The sequence below is a fragment of the Anaerolineales bacterium genome (assembly GCA_016928575.1).
Lineage (GTDB): Bacteria > Chloroflexota > Anaerolineae > Anaerolineales > RBG-16-64-43 > JAFGKK01.
The window spans coordinates 25969-37176 of record JAFGKK010000017.1 but is presented as its reverse complement, the minus strand read 5'-3'; the positions used below and the strand labels follow the sequence as shown (position 1 = coordinate 37176).

Annotated in this window: 9 protein-coding genes and 1 pseudogene; all 10 read left to right on the top strand. The window is 65.8% G+C overall.

From position 1 onward, the window contains the following. Nucleotides 1-598 precede the first annotated feature (598 nt). The 10 genes and pseudogenes from mraZ to JW929_03315 all read left to right on the top strand — a co-directional run bounded on the left by mraZ (nt 599) and on the right by JW929_03315 (nt 11207). Nucleotides 599-1039 (top strand): annotated as a pseudogene (gene mraZ / locus JW929_03360) (division/cell wall cluster transcriptional repressor MraZ). An 8-nt stretch (nt 1040-1047) separates the two neighbouring features. Continuing rightward, the gene (gene rsmH / locus JW929_03355) at nt 1048-2025 is read left to right on the top strand and encodes a 16S rRNA (cytosine(1402)-N(4))-methyltransferase RsmH (protein MBN1438424.1); all 978 of its coding nucleotides are present in this window, start codon (nt 1048-1050) and stop codon (nt 2023-2025) included. A 6-nt stretch (nt 2026-2031) separates the two neighbouring features. Continuing rightward, complete coding sequence (locus JW929_03350; protein ID MBN1438423.1) at nt 2032-2511, top strand: hypothetical protein; 480 nt, start codon at nt 2032-2034, stop codon at nt 2509-2511. A 1-nt stretch (nt 2512) separates the two neighbouring features. Beyond that, nucleotides 2513-4468 carry a penicillin-binding protein 2 gene (locus JW929_03345; GenBank protein MBN1438422.1) on the top strand — a complete coding sequence of 652 codons (1956 nt, stop codon included), beginning with the start codon at nt 2513-2515 and terminating at the stop codon, nt 4466-4468. A gap of 11 nt (nt 4469-4479) precedes the next feature. Further along, nucleotides 4480-5928 (top strand): UDP-N-acetylmuramoyl-tripeptide--D-alanyl-D-alanine ligase, encoded by a 1449-nt coding sequence (locus tag JW929_03340; GenBank protein ID MBN1438421.1) that lies wholly within the window; start codon nt 4480-4482, stop codon nt 5926-5928. Continuing rightward, entirely contained in the window at nt 5928-6911 is a 984-nt protein-coding gene (locus tag JW929_03335; GenBank protein ID MBN1438420.1) for a phospho-N-acetylmuramoyl-pentapeptide-transferase, read from the top strand. Before JW929_03340 ends, JW929_03335 begins: the two co-directional genes overlap by 1 nt. A 1-nt stretch (nt 6912) precedes the next feature. Next, nucleotides 6913-8319, top strand: coding sequence for a UDP-N-acetylmuramoyl-L-alanine--D-glutamate ligase (murD, locus tag JW929_03330; protein MBN1438419.1), 1407 nt, complete (start codon nt 6913-6915; stop codon nt 8317-8319). Then, nucleotides 8316-9539, top strand: coding sequence for an FtsW/RodA/SpoVE family cell cycle protein (locus JW929_03325; protein MBN1438418.1), 1224 nt, complete (start codon nt 8316-8318; stop codon nt 9537-9539). Before murD ends, JW929_03325 begins: the two co-directional genes overlap by 4 nt. Then, nucleotides 9451-10557, top strand: a complete 1107-nt coding sequence (locus JW929_03320) for a UDP-N-acetylglucosamine--N-acetylmuramyl-(pentapeptide) pyrophosphoryl-undecaprenol N-acetylglucosamine transferase (protein MBN1438417.1) — start codon at nt 9451-9453, stop codon at nt 10555-10557. The genes JW929_03325 and JW929_03320 overlap by 89 nt, the downstream gene beginning before the upstream one ends. A 128-nt stretch (nt 10558-10685) precedes the next feature. After that, a complete protein-coding gene (locus tag JW929_03315) occupies nt 10686-11207 on the top strand; it encodes a hypothetical protein (GenBank protein ID MBN1438416.1) in 522 nt (173 codons plus the stop codon). Nucleotide 11208 lies beyond the last annotated feature (1 nt).

The following is an 11208-nucleotide window of genomic DNA, read 5'->3' as shown; positions in this document are numbered from 1 at the left end:
CCAGGAACCATCGGAGTGAATCCTGAACCGTCCGCCCTGGATCCCCGATAAACCCACTCGGGGATGACAACCATTGTCATGCCCGCGCGTTTTAAGCGGGCATCCAGCCATGGAAACCTTGGATTCCCGCTAAACCCACGCGGGAATAACAAACTATCTCCGGCAGGGAATTTTCCACAAACACCATTGGTTCACTTTATCGACAGCCCCGTTGTGCGGGGCGGGCTGCGCTGTTTTTGGAGGCAGCGCTCCTTGATGCCACGCGGTTTTTGAATGGCTAATTCAATCCCTTAGTAATGTGCGGACAGGTTCACACCAAATGGTGGAGGATGTCGCCTGCTTGCGGCCGCCTCTTTCCGGCGAACTCCGGTTCGCTTTCAAGCCGGGTGATCGCTTTCCTGCAATCCGGAGAACCTTGCTGGGCAAGGTCCGAGGAACGTCAGGCCGTAGGGCCTGGGGTTGCCGGACGGGACCTATTCCTACTTGCCTTGGTGGGTGGATTGATATATACTGTGGGCAATTGTGGAATGAAATGGAAGATTGTGGGTTAAGATGCCGGTCATACCGGCACCTGTTTTTAAAATAGAAAGACGAACAAATGTTCTTAGGAGAGTATGCTCATACGCTCGATGAGAAAGGCCGGGTAACCATCCCGGCCAAACTACGCGCTGGTTTCGCCAACGGGTTGGTGATCACTCGCGGCTTCGAGCCCTGCCTCCAAGTTTACCCGCTTGAGACCTTCCGAGTTCTCGAGCAGAAGGCCCATGCCTTGAGCTCCACCAACCCCTCCCACCGGGCGCTCTTCCGGTTGCTCTTCGGCGGCGCATCGGACGCCAACCTCGACAGCTTGGGCCGGGTCGTCGTACCCGAATACCTGCGAGGGTACGCCGGCCTGCAGAACCAGGTGGTGTTTATCGGCGCCGGCCAATACTTGGAAATTTGGGACGCGCAGAAGTGGGGCGAACAACTCGCCCAATTGAACGACTCCGAAACCAACGCGCGCCGGTTCGCCGAGCTCGATCTTACCACCGGACCGTGAGGAATGCCGTGCAGGCGGATACCGGTTCGGCGGAGCACGTTCCGGTTCTTTACCAATCGGTTTTGGAATGGCTCCATCCCCAACCCGGACGGCCCTACGTAGACGGGACGATTGGAGGCGGCGGCCATGCGGAAGGAATTCTCAAACTCGGCGCGCGCCTGCTCGGGCTGGACCGCGACCCGGACGCCCTGCGCGCCGCCGCCCGCCGCCTGGCTCCCTTTGCCGACCGGCTGATTCTCCGCCAGGCGTCATACCGCAGGGCGGGGGAGATATTAAAGGAAGTCGGCTGGGGGCGGGTGGCGGGAATCGTCGTGGACCTCGGCCTCTCATCCCTCCAGCTGGGCGATCCGCAGCGCGGGTTTGCCTTCCGCGAAGACGGCCCGCTGGACATGCGCTTCGACCGCTCGGGAGGGGAGACGGCGGCGGATTTGGTGAATACGCTTCCGGAGGATGAGATCGCCGAGATCCTGTTCCGTTGCGGCGAGGAGCCCCGCGCCCGGCGGATCGCCCGGGCGGTCGTCCGGGCCCGGCCGCTGAGCGGCACGCGGCAGTTGGCGGATGCAGTGGCCGCCGCGGTCGGCGCCGGAAGCCGGCCTTGGCGGGTGCATCCGGCGACCAAAACGTTTCAGGCGCTGCGGATTGCCGTCAACCGCGAATTGGAGGAGCTCGCGGAGGGTCTGCCGCTGTTGATGAATTCGCTCGAAACGGGCGGGAGGCTGATGGTGATCTCGTTTCATTCGTTGGAGGACCGCCTGGTGAAGCAGACATTCCGCCGGGCTTGCGGGGAAACGGCCAAGGGCGAGCGAATCCTTCCCGGCCCGCGGCCGCCGTCCGCATTCCGAGAAATCACCCGCAAGCCGGTCCGTCCGGATGCGGCCGAACTCGCGGCCAATCCCAGGTCCCGCAGCGCGAAGTTGCGCGGGATCGAGCGCCTTTCCCTTCCGGAAGCGCAAGCCGCCGGGGAATCCCGCGGCGGAAGGAATTGACGGTCGATGCAAAACGAGCCGATCCGCAAACTTACGCCGGGCAAGGTCCGCGCCTACAAACAGGCCCCGTGGCGGGAGCAAACCCGCCTGCTGGCGATCGGGTTGGCCTCGGTGTTCGGATTGATGGCGATGCTCGGCTTGTTCGTCTTCACCGGAGCCCAGGCGGCGGAGGCGGGATTGCGGGTGCAAAGCCTGATCCGCGAGCGCGACCGCTGGCTGCGCCAACTCGAAGCCCAGGCGGGGGAACTGGCGGAAAAACAATCGGAGGAATGGATGCGGACCCGGGCCGCGGAGCTCGGATTCGTCCCGGCGACCGCCGAGGAAATCGAATACCTCGTGGTCGAAGAAGCCCCGGCCGAGGAGCCGGTCCCCGCCGGTCCGACCAGCCTGCTCTATACCATAGACGACGTCGCCGTCTCGCCGGCATTCCGCGAAACCCTGCTGGAATGGATTCTCCGGTGGCTGTTGAGTCTGGGTGGAACCTAGGATGGACCACTCGCTGAACCGCCGCATTAAATTCGCCCAGCTGGGTTTGTTGCTTCCGCTGGGGCTGGTGTTTGTACAGCTGGCGCGGTTCCAGGTTCTTCCGACCGCCGACCGCCAAGCGCTGGACGAAGCTCCCTACGCACTGACCCAGCACATCGAGACGCCGCGCGGGCGGATCCTCGACCGCGGAGGCAGGCTCCTGGCGGGCAACGACAGCAAGTACCGCGTCTACCTCGACAGCTGCCAGTACCACCTCTACATGGAAAAGTTCGGCGGCTTGGCCGAAGGATCGGGATCGTCGCTCAGCGATGTGCTGTCGGCGGTCGCCCGCGCCTCCGGCGCGGAGATCGACATCCCCGACGTGGTCGACATGCTTCGGCGGGTGGACGAACGCTTGCAGGCTGAGTACGGACAGCCGCTGTCCACCTGCACCCTGATCGCCGGGACGACCGCCGACTCCGAGGGCGAGCAACTCGCGATCCCGCTTTGGCTCACGGAGGAGCAGAATTTCGGTTTGGAAGTGGCGCAAGGATTGCGGGCGGATTCGACCGGAACGTTCCATTCCGCCAGCGTTTTGCTGTACAACGTCCGGACCGAGGCTTGGTACTTCCGTAAATATCCGGAAGGCGGACTGGCCTCGGAGGTGATCGGCTACAGCCGCCAGGAGGGTTCGGGCCTGGGGAGTTCGGCCGACGGGGTCGTCCGCTACTACCGCGAAATCGGCGATTGGGGGGTCGAGCGGTTCTACAATGACATTCTCCAGGGCGCGCGCGAGGACGTTTCCTGGACGGTCGTGCCGGTGGAGATCACCAGCAACCTCGACCGGGCCCAGCCTCCAGCCGATCTGGTGCTGACCATCGACCGGGACATCCAGGCCGAGGCCGAGGCGGCTTTGGTCCGGGGCATCCGTGCGGGAGAAGCTCTGCGCGGATCGATCCTGGTTTTAAATCCGAAGACCGGGGAGATCCTGGCGATGGCGGATTATCCGGCCGTCGATCTTCGTGAGCCGGAGGATTTTTTGGATATTTTCCGCACCAAAGGGCGTCAACCGATAGATCCGGAGGGGCAGGTGGTCTCGCTTAATGTCGCCGCCCCGTACGAACCGGGATCCACCTTCAAAGTGCTGACGATGGCGGCTGCGCTGGATGTCGGGGCGGTCCAGCCCAACACCTGGTTCTGGGATACCGGCCGGATCGAGATCGGCGGGGTGGTGATCCACAACTGGCAGAAAGGCGGGTTTGGCGCGCAGGATATGACCGGCTGTCTGCGCCATTCGATCAATACCTGCCTGGCCTGGGTGGCCACCCAGCTCGGAGCGGGGCCGTTCTACGAATACATGGACCGTTTCCGGATCGGGCGCCTGACCGGAGTCGACATGGCTCCGGAGATCAGCGGAGTCCTGCGCCGGCCGGGCGACCAATCCTGGACCGATTCAACGCTGGCCACCAATGCCTTCGGCCAGGGCGTCTCCGCCACAACCCTGCAGATGGCCGTGGCGGTTTCCGCCGTTGCCAACGGCGGGGTGATGATGACCCCCCACGTCGTCCGCCAGATCATCCTTCCGGACGGCAGGGTGCACACGGTGGCGCCGGTCCCGCTCGGCCAGCCGATTTCCGCCGCGACGGCCGCAACGCTTTCGGAGATGCTGGCCACCTCGCTCGAACAGGAAAGTTCGCGGGCGCTGGTGGAGGGATACCGCATCGCCGGCAAAACCGGGACCGCCGACATCCCGCCCTACGTGACCACCAAGACGGTCGCTTCCTTCGTCGGCTGGGGGCCGGTCGACGACCCGCAAATTCTGGTTTATGTCCGGATCGACGAGCCGACCTCGGCCGACGACCGCCATTACGGATCGATCACCGCCGCTCCGGTATTCGCCGACTTGGCGGCGCGGGTTTTCACGCTGCTCGGGATCCCGCCGGACAACGTGCGGCTGACGCTTTCTCCGGGCGGCTGATTCAGGAGCCTATGCTTACTCTGGGCGTGATCTGGGATGCGATGACGGATGCCGGCGCGGGGGCGCACGACGCCCTGCCGCTTTCCCGCCGGGTGATCACCGACGCGGTGATCGATTCGCGCCAGGCCATTCCCGGCTGTCTGTTTATCGCGCTCCCCGGCGAGAAGGTGGACGGGCACGATTACGTGGGCGACGCCTTCCGGCGCGGGGCGGCGTTCGCCCTGGTGGAAAAGGACATGCCGGGGTTCGCAACCGTCGACCTGCGGTCCGGCCGGATCGACCCCGCCGTCCTCCCCGCGGCGGATCCGAAAACACCCCTGCAGCTCTGCCTGCGGGTGAAGGATTCGCTCAAGGCGCTCCAACGGACCGCCGCCGCGTGGCGGCTCCGGCTGCCCGAGGTGCGGGTGATCGGCATCACCGGCTCGGTGGGGAAATCCACCACCAAGGAGCTCACCGCGAGCGTGCTGGCGGCGCGCTATTCGACCCTGGCCAACGAGAGCAACCTCAACAACGAAATCGGCCTTCCGCTGACGATGCTTAAAGCGACCGAATCCCACCGCCGCCTGGTACTGGAAATGGGTTTCTACGTGGAGGGCGACATCGCCTTCTTGTGCGAAATCGCCCGGCCGCAGGTGGGCGTGATCACGATGATCGCCCCGGTCCACCTCGAGCGGGCCGGTTCCCTCGAGGCGATCGTGGACGGCAAAGCCGAGTTGGTGGAAGCCCTGCCGGCAGACGGGACGGCGATCCTCAATTACGACGACGAGCGGGTGCGGGCCATGGCGCCGCGCACCAAGGCCAGGATCTTCACCTACGGCCTGTCGCCCGAGGCCGATTTGTGGTCCGATCGCATCGAAGGCTTGGGCCTCGAGGGGGTGAGTTTCGACCTGCACTACGAAGGGGAGACCCTGCACGTGCGCCTGCCGCTGCTCGGACAGCATTCGGTGCATACGGCGATGCGCGCCTCGGCGGTCGGCCTGACGGAAGGGCTGAACTGGCAGGAGATCCTCGGCGGACTGCTGACGCCTTCGACCCAGCTGCGCCTGGTGGCGGTGACCGGCCCGGGGGACTCCCTGCTGATCGACGACACCTACAACGCCTCGCCGGATTCGATGATCGCCGCGCTCAACCTGCTGGCGGAGCTGGACGGACGCAAGGTGGCGGTCCTCGGCGACATGCTCGAACTCGGGGAATTCGAGGAGACGGGGCACCGGATGGTCGGGGCGCGGTCCGCGGACGTGGCGGATCTCCTGCTGGCGGTGGGGCCGAAGGCGCGCTGGATCGCCGACGAGGCGCACTTGCAGGGCCTCTCCTCGGCCAAGATCGCGTTGTTCGAAACCGCCAAGGAGGCGTGCGAGTTTCTGCGCCGGTCGATCGGCGCGGGGGACGTGGTGCTGGTGAAGGGCTCGCGGGCGCTCAAGCTGGATGACATCGTGCTCTCGCTGGAGGTGCCGGAATGATGGAAGGAGTCCCGATGGCGCTCAGCTTGGGAGCCATCGGCTTCGCGTTGACGGTCATCTGGGGCGGGCCGCTGCTGCGCATCCTGCGCCGTTTGGGGGTGGGGAAGCAGATCCGGGTCGAAGGCCCGCGCAGCCACCAGACCAAGCTGGGCACCCCGACGATGGGCGGATTGTTGATCGTCATTCCGGTGGTGGCGATGACCCTTCTGCTCAATACGGTGCCGATCCTCGGGCGGACCCTCATCGGAGGATCCATCCTCCTGCCGCTGGCGGTGATGGTGGTCTACGCCGGATTGGGCGCGATCGACGATCTGCTCGGCCTCAAAGGCCGGCCGCTGCGGGCCCGGGTGAAGTTCCCCTTGCAGGCCGTGGTGGCGGTCGGCGTGGCCGTCGGGTTGAAATACGTTCTGCGGGTGCCGAACATGTACCTGCCCGGAGTCCCGGCCGACATCAATCTGGGCGTGTGGTACGTGCCGATCGCCGCTTTCATCATCCTCTGCGGAACCAACGCCGTCAACATCACCGACGGGCTCGACGGCTTGGCGGGGATCATCTCCGCGACGGCCTTCGCCGCCTACGGGATGATCGCCGCCCTGCAGGGCCAGGTGTACCTGATGAGCTTCTGCTTCACGGTGGTCGGAGTGCTGTTTGCCTTCCTGTGGTTCAACGCCCACCCGGCCGAATTGTTCATGGGCGACACCGGGTCGCTTTCGGTCGGCGCCGTGTTGAGCGTCGTCGCGCTGATGACCGCCCAATGGGCGATCCTGCCGGTGATCGCGATCATCCCGGTGGCGGAGACGGCCAGCGTCATTCTGCAGGTGGGGTATTTTAAGATGACCAAGGGCAAACGGCTGTTCAAGATGGCGCCGCTGCACCACCATTTCGAACTGCTCGGCTGGAGCGAAACCCAGGTGGTGCAAAGGTTCTGGCTGATCGGGCTGCTGGCGGCGATGGTCGGCGTGGCGCTGGCCAAGGCGATGTGAGATGGCGGCCCGGGATCTGGCGGGCAAACGGGTGGCAGTCCTCGGCTTGGCCAGGCAAGGTACCGCCCTGGTCCGCTACCTGGCCGCAAAGGGAGCCCGGATCACCGTCTCTGACATGAAGGAGGCCGGAGCCTTAAAAAAGGAGATGGACGAGTTGGCGGGATACGAGGTCGAGTATCGGCTGGGCGGGCATCCTCCCGGATTGCTGGAGGGGATCGACCTGCTGTGCCTATCCGGCGGCGTGCCCACCGACCTTCCGATCGTTGCGGAGGCCCGGGAGCGGTCGCTCCCGCTGACCAACGACACCCAGCTGTTTCTCGAGGCGGCTCCGGCGAAGGTCGTCGGCATCACCGGATCCTCGGGCAAAACGACCACCACCACCCTCGTCGGCCGGATGGCGGCCTGCGCCGCCGAAGCCGGTTTGATCCGCAAAGCCTGGGTGGGCGGGAACATCGGCAATCCGCTGTTGAACGAGGTGAATGAAATGCGGCCGGAGGATTTGGCCGTGCTCGAGCTGTCGTCGTTCCAATTGGAGCTGGCCGAGCGCAGTCCGCAGGTGGCGGCGGTTCTCAACATCACGCCCAACCATCTGGACCGGCACCGCACCATGGAGGCCTACCGGCGGGCCAAGATGCGCATATTCGAATTCCAGGCCGCGGAGGATTCCGCGGTTCTGGGGTGGGATTCGCCGGAGACCCGCGGCCTGCAATCGGCCGTGCGCGGGCGCCGCTCCTTCTTCAGCCTGAGCCCGAAAGCCTGGGACGGCGACGGGGCGTACCTGGACGGCGGCCGGATCGTGGTCGAACGCGGCGGGAAGGCCGAACCGGTCGCCGACCGCCAAGCGGTTCTGCTGCGCGGCGAGCACAACCTGGCGAATGCCGTCGCCGCCTGTGCGGTCGGCGCGGCGGCCGGAATTCCGGCGGACGTGCTGGCCCGGGGCATGGCGGGCTTCCGCGGCGTTCCGCACCGGCTGGAGTTCGTCGCGCGGCGGCGCGGGGCCGACTGGTACAACGATTCGATCGCCACCGCCCCGGAACGGGCGGCCGCCGCGATCCGCTCCTTCGACGAGCCGATCGTCCTCCTGGCCGGCGGAAGGGATAAAAACCTTCCGTGGAAGGAGTGGGCGGACCTGGTGCGCCGGCGGGTGGACCACCTGGTGCTCTTTGGCGAGGCGGCGGACTTGATCCATCGGGTGCTGGGGGATGCGGAAGCGGGGCAACGGCCCTACAGCGTGGCGGTCGTTCCGACCCTGGAAGCCGCGGTGCGGAAAGCCGCCGAGACCGTCCGGCCCGGAAGCGTGGTCCTGCTCTCGCCGGGCGGGACGAGTTACGACGCGTACAAGGATTTCGAAGAGCGCGGAGAAGCCTTCCGGGCTTTGGTGAGGGCGATGAAAGCGGAGGACGAATGAGAGGGCAGTGGAAGGAGCGCATGACCGGCGCGGACCTCGGCTTCGACGTGATCCTCCTGCTGGTAGTGATCACCATGCTGACGGCCGGGCTGATTACGGTCGCCTCCACCACCTGGGGAGTCTCCTACGTCTATTACGAGGCTGAGTCGGTGTGGGTGCTGTTCCTGCGCCAACTCGGTTGGGCGGGGATCGGGCTGGTCTTCCTGGGCGTGATGTACGTCCTCGACTACCACATCTTCTTCCGGGTCAAGGGCCTGGTCGTCCTGCTGGCGCTGGCGACCGTGGCCGCGTTGATCGCGGTGGTCATCCTCAAGGGGGATTCCCTCACCCGGGTGGGCCTGTTCGGAAATTCGGTCCAGCCGTCGGAACTGGCGAAGCTGGTCACCGTGATCTACCTGGCGGTCTGGCTGGTATCCAAGGCCGAAGTGTTGCACGACGTGAAGCTCGGCCTGATCCCCTACGCGGCGCTGATCGCGTTGTTCTCCGGATTGATCGCGATCGAGCCGGATTACAGCGCCGCCGTGACGGTGGTTTTGATCGGGATTGCGATGTTTTATTTCGGCGGCGGGAAGCTCCACAACGTGGTGATCGGATCGCTGGTGATCGGGGTGGGCGGGATTCTCCTGGCGGGGGTCATGCGGCCGCAAAGGATTCTGGACTACCTGGCCGGATGGCGGAACATCCGCGAGGCGAACCTGCACATCCGCGAGGCGCTGTCGGCGATTTCCTCCGGCGGGATCTTCGGAGTGGGCGCCGGCGCCAGCCGCTTCAAGTATTTTTCCCTGCCGGCGGCGCACACCGACAGCGTGTTCGCGGTCATCGGCGAGGAGCTTGGATTGCTCGGCGCGCTGTTCGTGCTGGTCCTGTTTGCCGTGCTGATTTGGCGCGGCTACCGGATCGCGATGCGGGCTCGCGACGAACTGGGGCTGCTGCTGGCCGCGGGAATCACCAGCTGGGTGGCGCTCGAGGCGGTGATCAACATCCTGACGATCCTGCAGGTCCTGCCGTTCGCCGGGAACGCGCTGCCCTTCTTCAGCTACGGCGGTTCGAACCTGGTGCTGACGCTCGGAGCGATGGGGATGCTGTTAAACATCTCGCGCAGCCCAGGCGGCGGCGCCGCGGAGGCGACGGGTGAAGATACTACTTTGCGCCGGGGGGACGGGGGGAGGAATCTACCCCGCCCTCGCAACGGCGCAGGCGCTTCGGCATTCAGCGCCTGAAGCCGAGCTGTTGTGGCTCGGCGGGCGGGGGGGGATGGAGGAGGATCTGGTCCGGCGGGCCGGCATCCCCATCCGGCTGATCCGCGCCGCCGGAATGCACGGGGTCGGATGGAAAGCCGCGCCGGGGAACGCGGTCCGGCTGCTGCTGGGGACGGTGGACGCTTGGCGGGAAATCGGTTGCTTCGGAGCGCAGGCGGTGTTCGTGACGGGCGGGTATCTGGCCGCCCCGGCGGTTTTGGCGGCGTGCCTGCGGGCCGTTCCCGTGGTGGTGTACGTGCCGGACATCGAACCGGCGCTGGCGGCGCGGTTCGCGGCGCGGTTCGCGCGGCGGATCGCGGTGACGACGGACCGCTCGGCGGTCCATTACCCGAAGGGCGCACCGGTGGTCGTCACCGGCTATCCGTTGCGCGAGGAGATCCTGCGCGCGACCCGCGCGGAAGGGCGGAAAACCTTCGGGATCCCGGCGGAGGCGCCGGTGTTGTTGGCATTCGGCGGGAGCCGCGGAGCGCGGTCGATCAACCGCGCGCTGACGGCGGCGCTGCCGAAACTGCTGGAGGAGATGCACGTGATACACATAACCGGAACCCTGGATTGGCCTGAAGTAGAGAAGGTGCGGCACAACCTGCCGAAGTGGCACAAGGCGCGCTACCACGCCCATCCCTACCTGCACGAGGAGATGGGCGGCGCCCTGGCGGCCGCCGACATCGCGGTTTCGCGGGCAGGCGCTTCGGTGCTTGGGGAATACCCGCACTTCCGGCTGCCGTCGATCCTGATCCCCTACCCGCACGCCTGGCGCTACCAGCGCACCAACGCCCGCTACCTGGAATCCCAGGGGGCGGCGGTCGTTCTGCCGGACGAAACCCTTTCGGAAAGGATGGCGGCGGAAGTGCTGGCGCTGATGGCCGACAAGCCGCGGCGCAAGGACATGCGCCGGGTGCTCGAGAAGATCAATCAGAAAAACTCAGCCCTGAAATTGGCCGGGGAAGTGGTCGCGGTGGTCAAGGAAGGGCCGAAGTGAACGACCGCGCCCTAGGCTATACGGCGGCTAGAAGTGCGTCTGCCGGCGACTGCGCGGCAGGCCGCCGGATGGAGCGTCCCGTCCCCGGCCTTTTCGGCCGAGGGCAGGCGGGAGCGGGATAATCCGCCATGACCATGCCCCTGGTGTTCTCGCTGGCGGTGCTGTTCTTCGCGGCAATCGGCTCGCTGCGCGGATGGGCCAAGGAGCTGTTGGTCAGCTGCGCGCTGGTGCTGGCGATGTTCATCAACATGCTGCTCGACAAATACGCCTCGGGGCTCATGGCTTCGCTCCCGGCGCCGGAAGTGTTCGCCATCCGGGCGGGCGTGTTCGCGATCCTGGCGTATTTCGGATACCTGACCCCGCGCCTGCCGTGGATTCCGGCGGACCGTTTCCTGCGCGAACGACTGCAGGATTGGCTGTTGGGGATCGTCCTCGGCGCGCTCAACGGCCTGCTGCTCTTCGGCAGCCTGTGGTTTTTCCTGCACCAGGCGGGATATCCGTTTCCGGGTTTCGAACAGGCGCTGGCCCACGCCAGGGATCCGGAGATCGTGTCGATGATGAAGTACATGCCGCCAATTCTGCTCGGCGAGCTGTGGGTGTTCGTGGCGGTCGCCGTGGCGTTCATCTTCGTGATCGTGGTCTTTGTGTGAC

What these genes read in the sequence shown, in the direction of transcription:
- JW929_03350 (MBN1438423.1), top strand. Translation starts at nt 2,032, where the DNA reads ATGCAAAACGAGCCGATCCGCAAACTTACGCCGGGCAAGGTCCGCGCC.
- JW929_03345 (MBN1438422.1), top strand. Translation starts at nt 2,513, where the DNA reads ATGGACCACTCGCTGAACCGCCGCATTAAATTCGCCCAGCTGGGTTTG.
- JW929_03340 (MBN1438421.1), top strand. Translation starts at nt 4,480, where the DNA reads ATGCTTACTCTGGGCGTGATCTGGGATGCGATGACGGATGCCGGCGCG.
- JW929_03335 (MBN1438420.1), top strand. Translation starts at nt 5,928, where the DNA reads ATGGAAGGAGTCCCGATGGCGCTCAGCTTGGGAGCCATCGGCTTCGCG.
- murD (MBN1438419.1), top strand. Translation starts at nt 6,913, where the DNA reads ATGGCGGCCCGGGATCTGGCGGGCAAACGGGTGGCAGTCCTCGGCTTG.
- JW929_03325 (MBN1438418.1), top strand. Translation starts at nt 8,316, where the DNA reads ATGAGAGGGCAGTGGAAGGAGCGCATGACCGGCGCGGACCTCGGCTTC.
- JW929_03315 (MBN1438416.1), top strand. Translation starts at nt 10,686, where the DNA reads ATGACCATGCCCCTGGTGTTCTCGCTGGCGGTGCTGTTCTTCGCGGCA.